Here is an 18,761-nt window from a genome sequence, read left to right as displayed (position 1 = left end):
TGTTGTTGGTTATGGCGTGGGGCAAATGCTTAGCGCTCGTGTACGTAAGTGCCGGGAGCGGCCTCGCCAGGCTGATAAGCCTTGTTGCCGAGGCTGGTGGGTGATTTCTTCAGTTTGCCCGAGCGATCAGCCAGCCAGGTCTGCCAGTGCAGCCACCAGGAGTCAGCGTGCTTGGTGGCGCTGGCCTGCCAGGCGCGCGGGTCAAGCGGCATCTCGGTGTTGGTCATGTAGCGTGCCTTGGGGTTGCCTGGCGGGTTGAGAATGCTCTGGATATGCCCGCTGTTGGACAGCACGAAGTCAACCTTGCCGCCGAACAGGTGCGCCGACTTGTAGCAGGCGTCCCACGGGGTGATGTGGTCGGTGGTGCCGGCCAGGCAGAACAGGTCGCAGGTGACCTGCTTGAGGTCGATCGGCGTACCGCAGACTTCCAGCGCACCGGCGCGGGTCAGCGGGTTGGTCTTGAACATCTCGATGAATTCGCCGTGCAGGGCGGCCGGCAGGCGCGTGGTGTCGTTGTTCCAGTAGAGGATGTCGAACACCGGCGGCTCGTTGCCGAGCAGGTAGTTGTTGACCCAGTAATTCCAGATCAGGTCGTTCGGGCGCATCCAGGCGAATACCTTGGCCATGTCGCTGCCTTCCAGTACGCCGGACTGATAGGAGCGGCGCTTGGCAGCCTCGAGGGTTTTCTCGTCGGCGAACAGGGCGACCTGGGTGTCGAGTTTGGTGTCGAGTACGCTGACCAGCAGGGTCAGGGCATGTACTTTCTGGTCGCCGATGGCGGCGTAGTGGCCGAGCAGGGAGGCTGTGGTCAGGCCGCCGGAGCAGGCGCCGAGCATGTTCAGGTCCTTGCTGCCGGTGATCGCCAGAACCACCTCGATGGCTTCCTTGAGCGCCTCGATGTAGCTCGACAGGCCCCACTCGCGCTGAGCCTTGGTCGGGTTGCGCCAGCTGACCACGAAGGTCTGGATGCCGTTGCGCAGGAGGAAGCGGGCGACGCTCTTTTCCTGCGACAGGTCGAAGACGTAGTACTTGTTGATCTGCGGCGGCACCACCAGCAGTGGGCGCTCCTGCACCTGCTCGGTGATCGGCTTGTACTGGATCAGTTCCAGCAGGTCATTGCGGAACACTACGGCACCATCGCTGGTGGCGAGGTTCTTGCCGACTTCGAAGGCATCCATGTTGACCTGGCTGGGCATGCCACCGTTGTGCACGATGTCCTTGGCCAGGTGCGACAGGCCGTCGAGCAGGCTCTTGCCGCCGGTTTCGAAGAAGCGTTTGACCGCGGCCGGGTTGGCCATGCTGTTGGTCGGCGCCATGGCTTCGGTCAACAGGTTGATGACGAAGTGACCGCGGCTGGTGTCCTGTTCGGTGAGGTTGCTGTCCTCGATCCACTCATGCAGTTCCTTGCGCCAGGCCAGGTAGGTCTGCAGGTAGCGGCGGTACAGCGGGTTCTGGCTCCATGCCGGGTCGGCGAAACGACGGTCGCCTTCCTCGGGGGTCAGTTCCGATTGTCCGAGCAGAACGTTCTTCAGCTCGAAGACGAAATGGGTGGCATGTTTGGCGCTGTGGAAGGGTTGCTTCAGTGCTTGGGCCAGCACCATGCGGGCAGAGCTCAGGATGTCCTTGCCACGCAAGCCAATAACCGGGTTGAGACCCAAGGTACTTTCCGAGGCCTGCTGCTTCAAATCTTCGTTGTTCTTGTTGGTCATCTTCTACGACGCTCCATTGTCCTGAGACGAATACCTGCACGCTGACACAGGGCGAGGGGCTGGTACTGCTCGGGTTACCGGTTGCGGAGGTTTTCCGCGATTTCTCAACATTTGGCTTTGCCAAATGCATGGAACTTGCCAGTTCCTTGGTTACCCGAGTTTCCGCTTTTGCGCAAGTTCGCTAATCCTGATTGCACAGCGCGCGGCAGTATGCCCGGGTGCATTAGAAAGTGCGCCCTAACCATGTAATGCGTATGACGGCAGGCGCAGGCTAGAGCATCAGCTTGACGATGGACTCGTTTGGGTCGCGGCCTTTTCCGGCCTTGGCCAGTTGCGCGAGGTAGTCGGCCCAGAGTTCGTCGTGGCGGGTCGCCAGTTGATAAAGATAGTCCCAAGTGAACAATCCGCTGTCATGACCGTCGTCGAAGCACAGTTTCAGTGCGTAGTTGCCGGCCGGCTCCAGGCTGTTCAGGCCGACGTGGAGCTTGCCCGTTTGCAGGATGGGCTTGCCGTGGCCCTGCACCTCGGCCGAGGGCGAGTGCACGCGGAGGAATTCGGCGCTGAGGGTATAGCTGTGCGCGTCGTACTGTAGCTCGAGGGTCTTCGACGCCTTGTGCAGTTTGATCGCGGTGGGCATGCGCATGGAGGGGCTTCCGGGTAACGGGTGGATAACGCTGGGCATTATCCACCCGCAACCTTAGAGGATATAGCGCGACAGGTCTTCGTTCTGTGCTAGCTCGCCGAGGTGGCTGTTGACGTAGGCGGCGTCGATGCGGATCGGCGCGCCGTTCTGCTGGCCGGCCAGGTCGCCGGCGCTGAAGGAGACTTCTTCGAGCAGGCGTTCGAGCAGGGTGTGCAGGCGGCGTGCACCGATGTTCTCGGTCTTCTCGTTGACCTGCCAGGCGATCTCGGCGATGCGCTTGATGCCGTCCTGGAGGAACTCGATCTGCAGTCCTTCGGTGTTCAGCAGCGCGGTGTACTGTTCGGTCAGCGCGGCGTGCGGCTCGGTGAGGATGCGTTCGAAGTCCTGCGGCGACAGGGCCTTGAGCTCGACGCGGATCGGCAGGCGGCCCTGCAGTTCGGGCACCAGGTCGCTCGGCTTGCTCAGGTGGAAGGCGCCGGAGGCGATGAACAGGATGTGGTCGGTCTTGACCATGCCCAGCTTGGTGTTGACCGTGCAGCCTTCGATCAACGGAAGCAGGTCGCGCTGCACGCCTTCGCGCGAGACATCGGCGCCGCCGACATTGCCGCGCTTGGCGACCTTGTCGATCTCGTCGATGAACACGATGCCGTTCTGTTCCACCGCTTCCAGGGCCTTGGCCTTGAGTTCTTCCTCGTTGACCAGGCGCGCGGCTTCCTCGTCGCGCACCAGTTTGAGCGCTTCCTTGACCTTGAGCTTGCGGCTCTTCTTCTTGCCCTTGCCGAGGTTGGCGAACAGGCTCTGCAGCTGGTTGGTCATCTCCTCCATGCCCGGCGGGGTCATGATCTCGACGCCGGCCGGCTGTTCGGCCACCTCGATGTCGATTTCCTTGTCGTCCAGTTGGCCTTCGCGCAGGCGCTTGCGGAACAGTTGGCGGGTGTTGGAGTCCTGGCTCGGCGCCGGGTCCTCATTGAAGCCGGTGCGCGCCGGTGGCAGCAGGGCATCGAGGATGCGTTCCTCGGCGGCGTCTTCGGCACGGTGCTGGACGCGGACGATTTCCTGCTCACGCAGCAGCTTGATGGCGGCGTCGGCGAGGTCACGAATGATCGACTCGACGTCACGGCCGACATAGCCCACCTCGGTGAACTTGGTCGCTTCTACCTTGATGAACGGTGCATTGGCCAGCTTGGCCAGGCGCCGGGCGATCTCGGTCTTGCCGACGCCGGTAGGACCGATCATCAGGATGTTCTTCGGTGTCACCTCGGCGCGCAGCTCGGCCGGCAGCTGCATGCGCCGCCAGCGGTTGCGCAGGGCGATAGCCACGGCGCGCTTGGCGTCGTCCTGGCCGATGATGTGGCGGTTGAGCTCGGAAACGATCTCGCGGGGAGTCATGGACATGCAGGTTTGCTCCAGAAAAAGACGCGCTTATTCAGCGCAGTCTTCTTCTTCGATAGTTAGATTCTGGTTAGTGAAGACACAGATGGAACCGGCAATGTTCAACGCGGTTTCGGTGATTTCACGGGCGCTCAAGTCGGTTTTCTGCAGCAGGGCCATTGCTGCGGCCTGGGCGAAGCCGCCGCCGGAGCCCATGGCGATCAGGCCCTGCTCGGGCTCAACCACGTCACCGTTGCCGGTAATGATCAGCGAGGCGTCCTTGTTGGCCACCGCCAGCATGGCTTCCAGGCGGCTCAGGCTGCGATCGGTACGCCAGTCCTTGGCCAGCTCGACGGCGGCACGCACCAGATGACCCTGGTGTTTCTCCAGCTGGCCTTCAAAGCGCTCGAACAGGGTGAAGGCGTCGGCGGTGGCGCCGGCGAAGCCGGCCAGCACCTGGCCGTGGTACAGGCGCCGGACTTTCTTGGCATTGCCTTTCATCACGGTATTGCCGAGCGATACCTGGCCGTCGCCGCCCATGACGACTTTGCCGTTGCGGCGCACTGAAACGATGGTGGTCAAGGGGAGAGTCTCCACACAGCGGGGCGAAGTTGCCCGGATGGAGAATCAGATGGGGTGAGCGGCCCGGCTTTTCAACCGGGCGGTCACAAATTGGCGATCAACGTGACTGGCGCTGCTGTAACAGCAGATTGCTGAAACCGCTGCCAGCCAGCTGTTTCTGCGCGCTGGCCAGCTGCTCGCGGTTGGCGTAGGGACCGACCAGCACGCGGTACCAGGTTTCCTCGCGCACGGTGCCGGACTCCACCTGCACGTTCTGGCCAAGCAGGATGATCTGCGCGCGCACCTTGTCGGCATCGTCCTGTTTGCGGAACGAGCCTGCCTGGAGGAAGAACAGGGTCCTGGCTGGTGCCTTGGCGATTACCGGCGGTGGCGGCGGGGTCTGGCCATTGAGCAGGGCCTCGGCGCGGGCGGCGTCGATCTTCGCTGCTTCTTCCGGGGTGACCGGCTTGCTTTCGGCGGCCTGTTTTTCGGTCGGCAAGGCCTCCGGCGGCACGATGACTTCGGATTCCGGCAACAGGGTGTAGAAGTCGTACTTGGGCTTGACCGCTTCTGGCTTGCTTTGTGGCTTGGCCTGAGTCGTGGCCGGCGCGCCGCTCGGGCGCTGGGCGTCTTCGGGCTTGGCGCGCTTGACGTCATCGCGGCCCGGTTCGAGGCTGAACAGGAACACCATGAAACCGCCGATCACCAGGCCGCAGGCCAGCCACACCCAACCTGGCACCGGGCTTTTCGCCGGGGCCTGGTAGCGACTGGCGCCGCGCTTGGGGGCTGGCTTCTTCTTCGCTGCCACTTACATGCGCTCCAGGGTGTCCAGGCCGAGCAGCTGCAGGCCCTGCTTGAGGGTGCGGCCGGTCAGCGCAGCAAGGCGCAGGCGGCTGTTGCGCACGGCCTCGTCTTCGGCACTGAGGATCGGGCAGTTCTCGTAGAAGCTGGAGAACAGCCCGGCCAGGTCGTACAGGTAGGCGCACAGCAGGTGCGGGGTGCCCTTGTCGGCGATGCCGTTGAGCACGTCGGCGAACTGCGCCAGCTTGCCGGCCAGGGCTTGTTCCTGCTCGGCGCCCAGGCTGATCTGTCCGCCGATTTCCTCGACGCTCTTGCCCAGCTTGCGGAACACGCTGGCCACGCGGGTGTAGGCGTACAGCAGGTAGGGCGCGGTGTTGCCCTCGAAGCTCAGCATCAGCTCGAAGTTGAAGCTGTAGTCGCTGGTGCGGTGCTTGGACAGGTCGGCGTATTTCACCGCACCCACGCCTACGGCGCGGGCGATCTGGCGCAGCTCGGCTTCGTCCAGCTCGGGGTTCTTGCCCTTGACCAGGGCGTAGGCGCGCTCTTCGGCTTCATTGATCAGGTCGACCAGCTTCACCGTGCCGCCGTCGCGGGTCTTGAACGGGCGGCCGTCGGCGCCGTTCATGGTGCCGAAGCCCATGTGCTCGAGCTGCATGTCGGCAGGCACGAAGCCGGCCAGGCGCGCGGCGCTGAAGACCATCTGGAAGTGCAGGGCCTGGCGCTGGTCGACAAAGTACAGGGCGCGGTCGGCTTTCAATACATTGGCGCGGTAGCGGGTGGCGGCCAGGTCGGTGGTGGCGTAGAGGTAGCCGCCGCCGGCCTTCTGCACGATCAGCGGCAGCGGGTTGCCTTCGGCGTTTTTGAACTCGTCCATGAACACGCACTGGGCGCCATCGCTTTCGCTGAGCAGGCCTTTGGCCTTGAGGTCGGCGACCACGTTGGCCAGGTCGTCGTTGTAGGCGCTCTCGCCCTTGACGTCGGCCATGGAGAGTTTAACCCCGAGGCGGTCGTACAGGGCCTGGCAGTGGCTCAGGGAAATATCGTTGAAGCGGTGCCACAGGCGCAGGCACTCGGCGTCGCCGGCTTGCAGCTGAACCACCAGCTCACGGGCGCGGTCGGCAAATTCGGGCGATTCGTCGAAGCGCTTCTTCGCCGCGCGGTAGAAGTTCTCCAGGTCGGCCAGCTCGCTTTCGGCCGCCGCCGGGTTTTCCTGCATATAGGCCAGGAGCATGCCGAACTGGGTACCCCAGTCGCCGACGTGGTTCTGCCGGATCACGGTGTCGCCGAGGAATTCCAGCACGCGCGCCACGCCGTCGCCGATGATGGTCGAGCGCAGATGGCCGACGTGCATTTCCTTGGCCAGGTTGGGCGCCGACAGGTCGACCACCACGCGCTGCGCCGGGCCGGCCTTGCGCACGCCGAGCTGGGCGTCGGCCAGCGCTGCTTCCAGGCGCTGGGCCAGGGCGTCGCTGTTCTGGAAGAAGTTGAGGAAGCCGGGGCCGGCGATATCCACTTTGCTCACCTCGGCATCGGCGGGCAGCGCGGCGACCAGTTTCTCGGCCAGCTCGCGCGGCTTCATGCCGGCCGGTTTGGCCAGCATCATGGCGATGTTGCTGGCGAAGTCGCCGTTGCTCTTGTCCTTGGTGTTCTCCACTTGGATCACCGGGCTCAGGCCCTCGGGCAGCACGCCCTCGGCGGTGAGGCGGGTCAAGGCTTGCTGGATCAGGTGGCGAATGTTGTCTTTCATGGTCTGCTCGGTCGGCCGTGGCGGGTCGAAAACTGGGCATTATCCGCGGCTGGAGGGCAGTGCTTCAAGCTTTGCCCGTAGCCCGGATGAAATCCGGGAGGTTTGTGCCCCGGATTTCATCCGGGCTACGGCCTGTCTGGCAGCACAAGATCCGGCCTCAGAACAGGTCGATCGGGTCGATATCCAGCGACCAGCGCACGGCGCGCCCACCGGGCATCGCTTCGAGAATCGGCAACCAGGCGGCCAGCAGCTTGTGCAGGGGCACGCGGCTGCTGGACTGCAGTAGCAGCTGGGCGCGATGGCGGCCGGCGCGGCGTTCCATCGGTGCCGGGACCGGGCCGAGCAGCTCGATGGCGGGCAGGCGTAGCTCCTGCTGCAGCTGTTCGGCGTAGCTGCAGGCCTCATCGAGAAAGCCTTCGGCCTGGCCCGGCTTGTGCGCTTCGGCGCGCAGCAGGGCGAGGTGGGCGAAGGGCGGCAGGCCGGCGCCACGGCGCTCGCTCAGCGCCTGCTCGGCGAAGGCCGGGTAACCCTGCTCGGTGAGCTGGACCAGCAGCGGGTGGTCGGCCAGATGCGACTGGATGATCACCTTGCCCGGTTCCTCGGCCCGTCCGGCGCGGCCGGCGACCTGGACGATCAGCTGGGCCATGCGCTCGCTGGCGCGAAAATCCGCGGAGTACAGGCCGCCGTCGGCGTCGAGGATTGCCACCAGGGTGACGCGCGGGAAGTGGTGGCCCTTGGCGAGCATCTGCGTGCCGACCAGGATGCACGGCTCGCCACGGGTGATGGTGCTGAACAGCTTGTCCATGGTGCCCTTGCGCGCCGTGGTGTCACGGTCGATGCGCAGCACTGGGAAGTTGGGGAAGAGGATGTTCAGGCGCTCCTCGGCGCGCTCGGTGCCGGCGCCGACCGGACGCAGGTCGACCTTGGCGCAGTCCGGGCACTGCCGTGGCGGGCGTTCGGCATGTCCGCAGTGGTGGCAGCGCAATTCGCCAGAGCGCTGGTGCAGGGTCATCCGTGCATCGCAGCGCTGACACTGGCTGATCCAGCCGCAATCGTGACACAGCAGGGTCGGGGCGAAACCGCGGCGGTTGAGGAACACCAGCACCTGCTGGCCGGCGGCCAAGGTCTGGCCGATGGCCTGTTGCAGCGGGCCGGAAATACCGGAGTCGAGCGGCAGGCTCTTCACGTCCAGGCGCAGGAAGCGCGGCGGCTGGGCACCGCCGGCGCGCTGGTTGAGCTTGAGCAGGGCGTAGCGGCCGGCGTGGGCGTTGTGCAGGCTTTCCAGCGATGGCGTGGCGGAGCCGAGGACGATCGGCAGGTTCTCCTGGCGGGCGCGCACCAGGGCCAGGTCGCGAGCGTGGTAGCGCAGGCCTTCCTGCTGCTTATAGGAGGCGTCGTGCTCCTCGTCGATGATGATCAGCCCCGGATTCTTTAGCGGGGTGAACAGCGCGGAACGGGTGCCGATGACGATATCCGCCTCGCCATCGCGCGCCGCCAGCCAGGCGTCCAGGCGCTCGCGGTCGTTGACTCCGGAGTGCAGCAGGGCGATGCGTGCATTGAAGCGCCGGGCGAAGCGTTCGAGGGTCTGCGGGCCGAGGTTGATCTCCGGGATCAGCACCAGCGCCTGCTTGCCGGCTTCCAGGCATTGGTGGATCAGCTGCAGGTAGACCTCGGTCTTGCCGCTGCCGGTGACGCCATAGAGCAGATAGGCGCCAAAGTCATACATGCCCGACTGGATGGCGGTGAAGGCGGCGCGCTGCTCGGCATTCAGCGGCAGCTCCGGCTGCGCCAGCCAGCCGCCGTGGCGCACCAGCGGGGCGCTGCGGCGCACTTCGACCTGCACCAGGCCCTTCTCCAGCAGCAGATCGAGGCTGTCCTTGTTCAGCAGCAACTTGCTCAGCAGGCTGTGCGCCACGCCATGCGGGTGCTGGGCCAGAGTGCGCAGGGCCTCGCGCTGGCGCGGTGCGCGGGCCAGGCGCGGGTCATTGAGGTCGGCGCCTGGGGCTGCGTGCCAGAAGCGCTCCTGGCGCGCTTCTGCCGGCTCGCCCTGGCGTAGCAACACCGGCAGGGCCCAGCTGAGGGTGTCACCGAGGCTGTGCTGGTAATACTGCGCGGTCCATAAACACAGCTTGAACAGTGCCGGCGGCAGCGGCGTGCGGCGGTCGAGCAGTTCCAGGGCCGGTTTGAGCTTGTCCAGGGGCACTTCGCTGTGTTCGACCACTTCGATCAGCACGCCGATCATCTCGCGGCGACCGAACGGCACGCGCAGGCGCATGCCCGGCTGCAGGGCGCTGCGCGGCACGCCGGCGGGGGCGCGGTAGTCGAACAGGCGGCGCAGTGGCGAGGGCAGGGCGAGGCGTAGAATGGTGTCGGGCACAGCAGGCTCCCAGTGAACGCGGCGATGCTAACACGGCCACACGTCGCCGAGATTTACCGGCGACTTGCGCAGATAACGCGCTCTGGTATGATCCGCGGCCTATTTCCGTGCGGTACTTGGCAACCAGCCAAGTGGCGGCACACCAACCGAGGAAAGTGCGATGAAAGCCGAAATCCATCCCCAGTACGAAGAAATGGTTGCAACCTGCAGCTGTGGCAACGTGATCAAGACCCGTTCCACCCTGTGCAAGCCGATGAGCCTGGACGTCTGCTCCGAGTGCCACCCGTTCTACACCGGCAAGCAGAAAATGCTGGATACCGGCGGCCGTGTTGACCGCTTCAAGCAGCGCTTCGGCATGTTCGGCGCCAAGTAAGCGGCCGAGCTGTCACGGAAGACCTGATGGGTTATTCCGCGCTGCTGAAAAAGGCGTCCCTAGTGGGCGCCTTTTTCGTTTCCGTCTTCCTGGTTGTCCCGGTATGGGCGTTGTGCCCTGCGCCAGGCAAGCTGCCGCAGGCCAAGGTCGAGCGGGTGGTGGACGGCGATACCCTGCGCCTGACCGATGGCCGCAGTGTGCGGCTGATCGGCCTGAATGCGCCCGAGCGCGCTCGCGACGGGCGTCCGGCCGAGCCTTTCGCCGAGGCGGCGCGTAAGCGTTTGCAGGCGTTGGTCGCGGCCAATGACGGGCGGGTCGGCCTGCGCCAGGGGGAACCGGCGCGCGATCACTACGGGCGTACCCTGGCCCATGCCTACGATGTCGCTGGGCGTAATCTGGAAGCGCAACTGCTGGCCGAGGGCCTGGCCTATCGGGTGGCGTTCGCTCCGGATAGCGGGTTGGTTGACTGTCAGCAGGTGGCTGAGCGCCAGGCACGCAGCGCGCGGCTCGGGCTGTGGCGGCAGACTCAGGTGGTCGCGCCTGCGGCAGTCAAGCGCGGCGGCTTCGCCCTGGTGCGCGGGCGCGTGGTGAGCGTGCAGCGTAATCGCGGCGGGCTGTGGCTCGAACTCGACGGCCCGTTGGTGCTGCGGGTGGCGCCCAAGCTGTTGCGCTACTTCGATGTCGACGCCCTGCAGCGCCTCGACGGGCGTCAGGTCGAGGTGCGCGGCTGGGTGGTTGACCGGGCGCGCCAGGGCGGCGTAAAACCGGGGCAGGCACGCTGGATGTTGTCGCTCAGCCATGCGGCCATGCTTGAGGTGTTTCCATGACTTTGCGTGTTGCGTTGCTGCTGTTGTTGCTGGGTCAGTTGGTCGGTTGTGCGGTCAATCCGGCGACCGGACGCAATGACTTCGTGATGATGAGTGAGCAGCAGGAAATCGAGCTGGGCCAGCGCTACAACGAAGAGATCCGCAAGCAGTACCCGCGCTACGCCGACGAGAAGCTGCAGGCCTATGTGCAGCAGGTCGGTGAGCGCGTCGCCCGCTACGGCCATCGCAGTCACCTGAAGTACAGCTTCACGGTGATCGACAGTCCGGACATCAATGCCTTCGCTCTGCCGGGCGGGCATATCTACATTCACCGCGGATTGATGGCCTATCTCAGTTCGGAAGCCGAACTGGCAGCCGTGCTCGGCCATGAAGTCGGCCATGTCACGGCGCGCCACAGTGTGCGCCAGCAGAGCCAGTCGACCGCCTGGGGGCTGCTCGGTCAGGCCGTGGCCATCGGCACCGGCGTCGGCGCCGCGGGCGATCTGACCAATGCCTTGGGCGGTGCCTTTGTCAGCGGTTACGGCCGCGACATGGAGCTGGAGGCCGACGGTCTCGGTGCCCAGTACCTGGCGCGCAGTGGCTATGACCCGCAGGCGATGATCGAAGTGGTCAAGGTGCTCAAGAGTCAGGAAGACTTCGCCCGCGACCAGGCTCAGGCCAAGGGGCAGGAGGTGCCAGCGGCTGGCTACCATGGTCTGTTCGACACTCACCCGGACAACGATACCCGCCTGCGCCAGGTGGTGGCCGCAGCCAGTCCGCTGGCCACCGGGCAGGGCGAAGTCGGTCGGGATGTCTACCTGAAGCATATCGACGGCATGCCCTTTGGCGATTCGGCCGAGGCCGGCGTGCGCCGCGGCCAGCATTTCTATCATTCGGGTCTGGATTTCACCCTGGCCTTCCCGCAGGGCTGGGAGCTGATCAATCGCGCCGATGCGCTGATCGTGCACAGTGCCGATCAGCAGGCGTTCGTGGTCATGAGTCTGGAGCCACTGCCCAAGACGCTGAGCGCCGAGCAGTACCTGCGGCAGCGGGCCGGGCGCCAGCAGCTGGTGCAGCAAGACAATTTCCGCCAGGCCGGCCTGGATGTCGCGACAGCCGTTGTGCCGGGCGCGGCAGCCAAGCGCGTGGCGGTGATCACCCGTGAGCGCCAGGCCTTCCTGTTTATCGGCGCGGTCAAGGGGCATGCCTCCCTGGAAAGCGAGGATGAGCGTTTCCTTGAGGTGGTGCGCAGCTTCCGTCCCCTGCGAGCGCAGGAGCGCGCCCTGAGCGAGCCGCGGCGACTGCGCCTGCTGCAGTTCAAGGCGGGTCAGAGTCTGGATGGGTTGAGCAAGCAGATGAGTGGTGAGGGCGATCAGCTGGTGCGCTTACGCCTGCTCAATGGCCTCTATCCCGAGGGGCAGCCGAGCCCGGGTGACTGGCTGAAGACGGTACGTTAGGCCGTTGTGGTCCCCGCTGGTCGGCTTGTGGGGTGGTGCCTTCTTGCGTATGCTCGCTCGCCTGCGTTTCATAGCAAAAGCGGAAATAGCCAACATGTCAGATCTGAAAACTGCCGCTCTCGAGTACCACGCTCACCCCCGTCCGGGCAAACTGAGTGTGGAACTGACCAAGCCTACTGCCACCGCCCGCGATTTGTCCCTGGCCTACAGCCCAGGTGTGGCTGAGCCAGTGCGCGAAATTGCCCGCGATGCCGAACTGGCTTATCGCTACACCGGCAAGGGTAACCTGGTGGCAGTGATTTCCGACGGCACCGCAATCCTTGGGCTGGGTAACCTTGGCCCGCTGGCCTCCAAGCCGGTGATGGAAGGCAAGGGTGTGTTGTTCAAGCGTTTCGCCGGCATTGACGTCTTCGATATCGAAGTCGACTCCGAGAGCCCGCAGGCGTTCATCGACACGGTCAAGCGCATCTCCATCACTTTCGGCGGCATCAACCTCGAAGACATCAAGGCACCCGAGTGCTTCGAGATCGAGCGTGCGCTGATCGAACAGTGTGACATCCCGGTATTCCACGATGACCAGCACGGTACCGCCATCGTCACCGCGGCCGGCATGCTCAACGCTCTGGAAATCGCTGGCAAGACTCTGCCGGAAGCCAAGATCGTCTGCCTCGGTGCTGGCGCTGCGGCTATTTCCTGCATGAAATTGCTGGTCAGCATGGGCGCCAAGGTCGAGAACATCTTCATGCTCGATCGCAAAGGTGTGATCCACGCCGCGCGCGACGACCTCAACCAGTACAAGGCGGTATTCGCCCACCAGACCGACAAGCGCACGCTGTCCGAGGCTCTGGATGGTGCGGACGTGTTCGTCGGTCTGTCCGGTGCCAACCTGCTCAGTCCTGAAGACCTCAAGCGCATGGCACGCGACCCGATCGTGTTTGCTTGCTCCAACCCGGATCCGGAAATCAAGCCGGAGCTGGCCCGCGAGGCGCGCCCGGATGTGATCATGGCCACCGGCCGTTCGGACTACCCGAACCAGGTCAACAACGTGCTTGGTTTCCCCTTCATTTTCCGGGGTGCCCTGGACGTTCGCGCGACCCGCATCAACGAAGAAATGAAGATCGCCGCCGCCCTGGCCCTGCGTGATCTGGCCAAACTGCCGGTGCCGCAGGACGTCTGTGACGCCTACGGTGGTATCTCACTGTCCTTCGGTCGTGAGTACATCATTCCGAAGCCGCTGGATGCCCGCCTGATCACCGTGATCGCCGATGCCGTGGCCAAAGCCGCGATCGAGAGCGGTGTGGCCAGTCTGCCGTATCCGAAGCACTATCCGCTGCAGTCGGTGGATGATGTGTTCAACGGCTGATTCTTCAGCCAATAAAAAGCCCCGCGATTGCGGGGCTTTTTATTGGGCGTCGGTTCGGTTTGTGGTGCTCAGTATGGTGAGTGCTTAGAACAGATCGATCGGCGCCGCTTCGTCTGCCGGCAGTGGGCTGCCGGGGATGGCCAGGCCATCCAGCTCGCTGGTGGGTGGCGGCGAGTCTTCACTCTTGAATAGCTCGAAGTAGGCGTCGGGCGCACCGGGTGAGGCGGCACGGCCACTCATTGGGTCGATGCGCAGGGTCAGCAGGCCAGCCGGCTCGGGTGGCAAGTGCTCCGGTTTGTCCTTGAGGGCTGCGCTCATGTAGCTCATCCAGATCGGCAGCGCCACGGTGCCGCCGTATTCATGGCGGCCGAGGCTCTCCGGCTGGTCGAAACCGGACCAGACAGTGGTGACATAGTCAGCGTTATAGCCGGAGAACCAGCTGTCCTTGGACTCGTTGGTGGTGCCGGTCTTGCCCGCCAGGTCGCCACGTCCCATAGCCAGCGCGCGGCGGCCGGTGCCGCGCTTGATCACGTCCTGCAGCATGTTGGTGAGGATGTAGGCAGTGCGCTCGTCGACGATCTGTTCGGCAATTACCGGTTTGACAATGTCGGCGTTGGGATCCTGCGACAGCGCGACAGCGTTCTGCTCTTCCAGGTTGTTTGCACTGATCGCCGTGCGCGGCGGGTTGGCGACAAACAATGCCTTGCCGTCGCGGCTGTCGATGCGTTCGATCAGGTAGGGCTGGATCTTGTAGCCACCATTGGCAAAAGCCGTCCAGCCGGTAGCGATTTCCAGCGGGGTAAGGTTGGCAGTACCGAGCGCCAGCGACAGGTTGCGTGGCAAGTCCTGCTTATTGAAGCCGAAGTTGCTGATGTAGTTGAGGGTGTAGTCGATACCGATGGTCTGCAGCAGGCGAATCGATACCAGGTTGCGCGACTTGTACAAAGCCTCGCGCAGGCGGATCGGGCCGAGGAAGGTGTTGTTGTCGTTCTTCGGGCGCCAGGCCTCATCCATGCCGGCTTCCTGGAACACGATGGGGGCATCGTTGACCAGGCTGGCGGCGGTGAAGCCGCTGTCGAGGGCGGCGCTATAGATGAAGGGTTTGAAGCTGGATCCAGGTTGGCGCTTGGCCTGGGCGGCGCGGTTGTAATTGCTCTGCTCGAAGGAGAAACCGCCGACTAGGGCGCGGATGGCGCCGTTCTGTGGGTCGAGGGAGACCAGTGCGCTCTGTGCGGCCGGAATCTGGCGGAACAGCAGATTGTTGTCTTTGGCTTCGCGCTCGACGCGCACCAAGTCGCCGATCTGTACCACGTCGGCTGGCTGCTGCGGGCGTGGCCCCAGGCTGTTGGTGTTGAGGAATTGGCGTGCCCATTTCATGCTATCCCAGGCGACAGGGGATTCCTGGCCGCTGCGGTCGAGCACCAGAATGCCACTCTTCTCGACCTGGCTAACGATCACCGGCTCCAGACCGCCAATGCTTTTGTGCTTGCTCAGTTCCTGAAGCCACGCCTCGCGGGTCAGGCCGGGTAGACGGGTTTCCGGACCTCGGTAGCCATGGCGCTGGTCATAGCTGATCAGGCCGTCATGCAGGGACTGGTTGGCGGCCTCTTGCAGTGCTGCGGGTGCGGTGGTGGTGACGCGGAAGCCTTCGGTATAGGCATCACTGCCATAGCGGCCGACCATTTCTGCGCGGGCCATTTCAGCAATATAGGGCGCGTTCAGTTCTGGCGGCTGGACATGGTGCCGCACAGCAACAGGCTCCGCGACGGCGGAGTCATGGCGGGCCTGATCAATGGCGCCGAGCTTGAGCATACGGCCGAGAATCCAGTCGCGCCGCTCCATGCTGCGCTCGGGATTGATCAGTGGGTTGTAGCGCGACGGAGCCTTGGGCAAGCCTGCAATCATGGCCATCTGGGCTAGGCTGGTTTCGCGGATCGACTTGCCATAGTAGACCTGGGCGGCGGCCTCGATGCCGTAGGCGCGGTTGCCCAGATAAATCTTGTTGACGTAGAGCTCGAAAATCTCGTTCTTGCTCAGCTCTCGCTCTATCTGAAGCGCCAGGAGGATTTCGCTGATCTTGCGCGAAAAGCTTCTTTCGTTGGTGAGGAAGAAGTTCTTCGCCACCTGCATGGTGATGGTACTGCCACCAGTCTGGATGTGTCCGCTCGACAATAACTGAGTGGCAGCGCGCATCAGGCTGGTGAAGTCGACGCCATAATGATTGGCGAAATTGTCGTCTTCGGCAGCCAGCAGCGCATGGATGAAATCCTGCGGGATGTCCTCGAAGCGGATAGGCGAGCGGCGCATCTCGCCGAACTCGGCAATCAGCTTGTTATCGCTGCTATAGACTCGGAGGGGAATCTGTAGCTGGATGCTGCGCAGTGACTCGACGGATGGCAGGCCGGGGCTAAGATAGAGGAAGGCGCCGCTGAAACTGAGCGTTAGCCCACAAAAAACGGCGACGCAAGACCACCAGAAAAACTTCAGCAGACGCATTAGGGCTCTTGGATTTCCAGATAAAAGAATGGGTTAAGCGCTGGTTGGTGCTAAAAGAGGAAAACTGTTCACATTATAAGCGGTTTTTTTGCAGGGTAGCCATTTGCGCTTCTGTCAAGACTGCTATTTAATGTGGAAAAACATAAATAGTCCGTAAGTCTCGGATGCAGATAGGAAATCGGTCGTGCTAGGGCTCTTCAATAAGAAAGCGAACACGCTTCTGGGGATCGACATCAGTTCGACCTCGGTCAAGCTCCTCGAATTGAGTCGCTCAGGAAGCCGCTACAAAGTAGAGGCCTACGCTGTCGAGCCGCTCCCCCCAAATGCTGTCGTCGAAAAGAACATTGCCGAACTGGAAGGTGTCGGGCAGGCGCTTTCACGGGTGCTGGCCAAGGCCAAGACCGGTGTGCGTTCGGTTGCCGTTGCCGTTGCCGGCTCTGCGGTGATCACCAAGACGATCGAGATGGAGTCCGGTCTCAACGATGACGAGCTGGAAAATCAGCTGAAGATCGAAGCAGACCAATACATCCCCTATCCGCTGGAAGAGGTTGCCATCGACTTCGAGGTTCAGGGTGCTTCTGCGCGTAACCCCGAACGCGTCGAAGTGCTGCTGGCGGCTTGCCGGAAAGAGAACGTCGAAGTTCGTGAGGCAGCCCTGGCTTTGTCGGGGCTTACTGCCAAGGTCGTCGATGTCGAGGCCTATGCGCTTGAACGTGCCTACGGTTTGCTTGCCGCTCAGTTGGGCAGTGGTCATGACGAGCTGACGGTTGCAGTAGTCGATATCGGCGCGACCATGACAACGCTGAGTGTTCTGCACAACGGACGCACCATCTACACCCGTGAGCAGATGTTTGGTGGTCGTCAGTTGACTGAAGAAATTCAGCGGCGCTACGGGCTGTCGGTAGAAGAGGCTGGCCTGGCCAAGAAGCAGGGTGGCCTGCCGGATGACTACGACAGTGAAGTGCTGCAGCCATTCAAGGAGGCTGTAGTGCAGCAGGTTTCTCGTTCGCTGCAGTTCTTTTTCGCTGCCGGGCAGTTCAATGATGTCGACTACATCCTGCTTGCAGGCGGGACGGCATCTATCCCAGATCTTGATCGACTGATTCAGCAAAAGATCGGTACTCCTACCCAGGTTGCCAACCCATTTGCCGATATGGCGCTGGGGGGCAAGGTCAATGCGGGTGCGCTGGCAAGTGACGCACCGTCCTTGATGATTGCCTGTGGTCTGGCGATGAGGAGTTTTGACTGATGGCACGGATCAACCTTCTTCCCTGGCGCGAACAGCTGCGAGAAGAGCGCAAACAGCGTTTTCTGGTGGCTCTTGGTGGTGTGCTTGTGGTTTCGGCGGGCGTGGTATTTCTCGCCGGTCAATATTTGAACTCGGCCATTGAGCAGCAGACTGCGCGTAACGAGTTTGTGCGCAAGGAAATTGCTGTGCTCGATGCTCGAATCAAAGAAATCAGCGAGCTGAAGACTCGTCGTGAGCAATTGCTGGAGCGGATGAAAATTATCCAGGATCTGCAGGGTAATCGTCCGATCATAGGTCGAGTTTTCGACCAGTTCGTGCGGACTCTGCCGGATGGGGTTTTCTTCACCAATCTGAAAATGACTGGTAAGTCGATCGCCATAACCGGCGCTGCAGAGTCGAATAACCGCGTATCCAACCTTATGCGTAACCTAGACTCTTCGGATTGGCTTAAAGAGCCGAATCTGACCGAGGTCAAGGCAATTACCGCTGGGGCGGTCGATCAGGCCAACGTATTCAAACTCACTGTCAAACAGACTCGGCCGGGTGAAGAGGCTAAGGAAGAGGCTGTTATCGAGACGGGCGGCAAGAAAAAGACACAGGGCAAAGCAGGAGGTAAAAAGTAATGAGCCTTTCTGAGTCTCTGGAGTCCTTGCGTAAGGTCGATCTGTCTGATCTTGATTTTAACAATGTTGGCTCCTGGCCTGTTGCGCTTAAGGGGATAGCCTGCATATTTCTGCTGATTGGTGCGGTTGCGTTTGGTTACTATTTTTACCTGCAGGATTTGCAGGGGCAGTTAGATGTCAAACGTGCCGAAGAGGGAACGCTGAAGCAGCAATTCTCCAGCAAGGCCTTTCAAGCCGCTAATTTGGATGCTTACAAAGTTCAGATGAAGGAAATGGAGGAGTCATTTGGTGCGTTGCTACGGCAGCTGCCCAGTGACACTGAAGTGCCGGGTTTGCTTGAGGACATTACTAGGACTGGTTTGGGCAGTGGCTTGGAGTTCGAAGAGATCAAGCTTCAGCCGGAAGTAATCCAGCAGTTTTATATCGAGCTCCCAATTCAAATATCGGTTGTTGGCAGTTATCACGATCTGGCTACATTTGTCAGTGGTGTTGCCAGTCTGCCGCGAATTGTGACGCTGCACGATTTCGAGATTAAACCAGCTGAGGCGGATAGTGTTTCGCGGTTGAGTATGAGTGTTCTTGCGAAAACCTATCGATACAACGACCAGGAGCTGAAGAAATGACTGCGGTTCGTTTGTTCTTTAGCGGTTTAGTGACTTTTACTCTGTCTGGTTGCATGGGCGGTAATGATTTTTCTGACCTGCAAACGTTTATGGATCAGGAACGTGCTCGCCCTAAAGGCTCCATTGAGCCTTTGCCAAAGTTTCAGCCCTATGAGGCTTTTACTTATGGTGCGGCTGCGCTCCGGAGTCCGTTCCAGCCGCCGATAAAAATTGATCTTGCTATGCAGCAAAAGGGCTCTAAGGACATCAAGCCGGATGAGGCTCGCGTTCGTCAGTTCCTAGAAGGCTTCAATATTGAAACTTTCGAGATGGTCGGAACCTTGGCCAATGATGGCGCCACCTATGCGCTGGTTCGCGGTGCGGGTGGCGTGCATCGAGTAAAGGTTGGTGACTATCTTGGGCGCAATCACGGTCGAGTGACCCTGATTGACGAGGCAAAAGTGGATGTGACTGAAATTGTTCCCGATGGTGAGGGTGGATGGCTCGAGCGTCCTCGCAGTCTAACTCTCAAAGAGCGCTCTTAATGGCGGGGTCAATCATGAAAAACAATTATAGATCTGCA

General features: G+C 62.2%; 16 protein-coding genes. 8 read left to right on the top strand and 8 right to left on the bottom strand.

Annotation, left to right across the window (positions count from 1 at the left end; all coding sequences use genetic code 11):
• Positions 1 to 29: 29 nt before the first annotated feature.
• The 7 genes from phaC to HNE05_RS18120 all read right to left on the bottom strand — a co-directional run bounded on the left by phaC (position 30) and on the right by HNE05_RS18120 (position 9,209).
• Positions 30 to 1,709, bottom strand: coding sequence for a class II poly(R)-hydroxyalkanoic acid synthase (gene phaC, locus HNE05_RS18150; protein ID WP_173209950.1), 1,680 nt, complete (start codon positions 1,707 to 1,709; stop codon positions 30 to 32).
• A gap of 271 nt (positions 1,710 to 1,980) precedes the next feature.
• Positions 1,981 to 2,352 carry a gamma-butyrobetaine hydroxylase family protein gene (locus HNE05_RS18145; protein ID WP_173209948.1) on the bottom strand — a complete coding sequence of 124 codons (372 nt, stop codon included), beginning with the start codon at positions 2,350 to 2,352 and terminating at the stop codon, positions 1,981 to 1,983.
• 54 nt (positions 2,353 to 2,406) lie between these two features.
• Positions 2,407 to 3,747, bottom strand: a complete 1,341-nt coding sequence (gene hslU, locus HNE05_RS18140) for an HslU--HslV peptidase ATPase subunit (protein ID WP_173209946.1) — start codon at positions 3,745 to 3,747, stop codon at positions 2,407 to 2,409.
• 27 nt (positions 3,748 to 3,774) lie between these two features.
• The gene (hslV, locus tag HNE05_RS18135) at positions 3,775 to 4,305 is read right to left on the bottom strand and encodes an ATP-dependent protease subunit HslV (protein WP_160489431.1); all 531 of its coding nucleotides are present in this window, start codon (positions 4,303 to 4,305) and stop codon (positions 3,775 to 3,777) included.
• Positions 4,306 to 4,402: 97 nt separating this feature from the next.
• Positions 4,403 to 5,092: an SPOR domain-containing protein gene (locus HNE05_RS18130; RefSeq protein WP_173209943.1), complete on the bottom strand. Its 690-nt coding sequence runs from the start codon at positions 5,090 to 5,092 to the stop codon at positions 4,403 to 4,405.
• Positions 5,093 to 6,832 carry an arginine--tRNA ligase gene (gene argS / locus HNE05_RS18125; RefSeq protein WP_173209941.1) on the bottom strand — a complete coding sequence of 580 codons (1,740 nt, stop codon included), beginning with the start codon at positions 6,830 to 6,832 and terminating at the stop codon, positions 5,093 to 5,095. It lies immediately after the preceding gene.
• A 157-nt stretch (positions 6,833 to 6,989) separates the two neighbouring features.
• Positions 6,990 to 9,209 carry a primosomal protein N' gene (locus HNE05_RS18120; protein ID WP_173209939.1) on the bottom strand — a complete coding sequence of 740 codons (2,220 nt, stop codon included), beginning with the start codon at positions 9,207 to 9,209 and terminating at the stop codon, positions 6,990 to 6,992.
• Between the two features lie 160 nt (positions 9,210 to 9,369).
• On the opposite strand from HNE05_RS18120, the gene rpmE reads away from it, so the two are divergent.
• The 4 genes from rpmE (at position 9,370) to HNE05_RS18100 (ending at position 13,208) form a co-directional block, all read left to right on the top strand.
• On the top strand, positions 9,370 to 9,582 hold the full coding sequence (gene rpmE / locus HNE05_RS18115; protein ID WP_173209937.1) for a 50S ribosomal protein L31: 213 nt from the start codon (positions 9,370 to 9,372) through the stop codon (positions 9,580 to 9,582).
• Positions 9,583 to 9,608: 26 nt separating this feature from the next.
• On the top strand, positions 9,609 to 10,409 hold the full coding sequence (locus tag HNE05_RS18110; protein WP_173209935.1) for a thermonuclease family protein: 801 nt from the start codon (positions 9,609 to 9,611) through the stop codon (positions 10,407 to 10,409).
• Between the two features lie 2 nt (positions 10,410 to 10,411).
• On the top strand, positions 10,412 to 11,845 hold the full coding sequence (locus HNE05_RS18105; protein ID WP_240008868.1) for a M48 family metalloprotease: 1,434 nt from the start codon (positions 10,412 to 10,414) through the stop codon (positions 11,843 to 11,845).
• 94 nt (positions 11,846 to 11,939) lie between these two features.
• Positions 11,940 to 13,208 (top strand): malic enzyme-like NAD(P)-binding protein, encoded by a 1,269-nt coding sequence (locus tag HNE05_RS18100; RefSeq protein ID WP_173209931.1) that lies wholly within the window; start codon positions 11,940 to 11,942, stop codon positions 13,206 to 13,208.
• Positions 13,209 to 13,292: 84 nt separating this feature from the next.
• Here HNE05_RS18100 and HNE05_RS18095 read toward each other — a convergent pair whose 3' ends face one another.
• Positions 13,293 to 15,704 carry a penicillin-binding protein 1A gene (locus HNE05_RS18095; protein ID WP_173209929.1) on the bottom strand — a complete coding sequence of 804 codons (2,412 nt, stop codon included), beginning with the start codon at positions 15,702 to 15,704 and terminating at the stop codon, positions 13,293 to 13,295.
• Between the two features lie 184 nt (positions 15,705 to 15,888).
• Here HNE05_RS18095 and HNE05_RS18090 point away from each other — a divergent pair, with 184 nt between their 5' ends.
• The 4 genes from HNE05_RS18090 to pilP are packed head-to-tail and all read left to right on the top strand — an operon-like array spanning position 15,889 to position 18,723.
• A complete protein-coding gene (locus HNE05_RS18090; RefSeq protein WP_173209927.1) occupies positions 15,889 to 16,953 on the top strand; it encodes a pilus assembly protein PilM in 1,065 nt (354 codons plus the stop codon).
• Entirely contained in the window at positions 16,953 to 17,576 is a 624-nt protein-coding gene (locus tag HNE05_RS18085; protein ID WP_173209925.1) for a PilN domain-containing protein, read from the top strand. The genes HNE05_RS18090 and HNE05_RS18085 overlap by 1 nt, the downstream gene beginning before the upstream one ends.
• Positions 17,576 to 18,199 (top strand): type 4a pilus biogenesis protein PilO, encoded by a 624-nt coding sequence (pilO, locus tag HNE05_RS18080; RefSeq protein WP_173209923.1) that lies wholly within the window; start codon positions 17,576 to 17,578, stop codon positions 18,197 to 18,199. The genes HNE05_RS18085 and pilO overlap by 1 nt, the downstream gene beginning before the upstream one ends.
• On the top strand, positions 18,196 to 18,723 hold the full coding sequence (pilP, locus tag HNE05_RS18075; RefSeq protein ID WP_173209921.1) for a type 4a pilus biogenesis lipoprotein PilP: 528 nt from the start codon (positions 18,196 to 18,198) through the stop codon (positions 18,721 to 18,723). The genes pilO and pilP overlap by 4 nt, the downstream gene beginning before the upstream one ends.
• The last annotated feature ends 38 nt before the right edge of the window (positions 18,724 to 18,761 follow it).

Source organism: Pseudomonas campi, from assembly GCF_013200955.2.
GTDB classification, from domain to species: Bacteria; Pseudomonadota; Gammaproteobacteria; order Pseudomonadales; family Pseudomonadaceae; genus Aquipseudomonas; species Aquipseudomonas campi.
Note: the sequence above shows the minus strand (reverse complement) of the source record. Positions and strands in the feature narration are given on the sequence as shown.

Coding starts and splice junctions, on each gene's coding strand:
- HNE05_RS18110 (WP_173209935.1), top strand. CDS start 9,609: ATGGGTTATTCCGCGCTGCTGAAAAAGGCGTCCCTAGTGGGCGCCTTT.
- hslU (WP_173209946.1), bottom strand. CDS start 3,747: ATGTCCATGACTCCCCGCGAGATCGTTTCCGAGCTCAACCGCCACATC.
- HNE05_RS18095 (WP_173209929.1), bottom strand. CDS start 15,704: ATGCGTCTGCTGAAGTTTTTCTGGTGGTCTTGCGTCGCCGTTTTTTGT.
- phaC (WP_173209950.1), bottom strand. CDS start 1,709: ATGACCAACAAGAACAACGAAGATTTGAAGCAGCAGGCCTCGGAAAGT.
- argS (WP_173209941.1), bottom strand. CDS start 6,832: ATGAAAGACAACATTCGCCACCTGATCCAGCAAGCCTTGACCCGCCTC.
- HNE05_RS18085 (WP_173209925.1), top strand. CDS start 16,953: ATGGCACGGATCAACCTTCTTCCCTGGCGCGAACAGCTGCGAGAAGAG.
- pilP (WP_173209921.1), top strand. CDS start 18,196: ATGACTGCGGTTCGTTTGTTCTTTAGCGGTTTAGTGACTTTTACTCTG.
- pilO (WP_173209923.1), top strand. CDS start 17,576: ATGAGCCTTTCTGAGTCTCTGGAGTCCTTGCGTAAGGTCGATCTGTCT.
- HNE05_RS18145 (WP_173209948.1), bottom strand. CDS start 2,352: ATGCGCATGCCCACCGCGATCAAACTGCACAAGGCGTCGAAGACCCTC.
- HNE05_RS18100 (WP_173209931.1), top strand. CDS start 11,940: ATGTCAGATCTGAAAACTGCCGCTCTCGAGTACCACGCTCACCCCCGT.
- rpmE (WP_173209937.1), top strand. CDS start 9,370: ATGAAAGCCGAAATCCATCCCCAGTACGAAGAAATGGTTGCAACCTGC.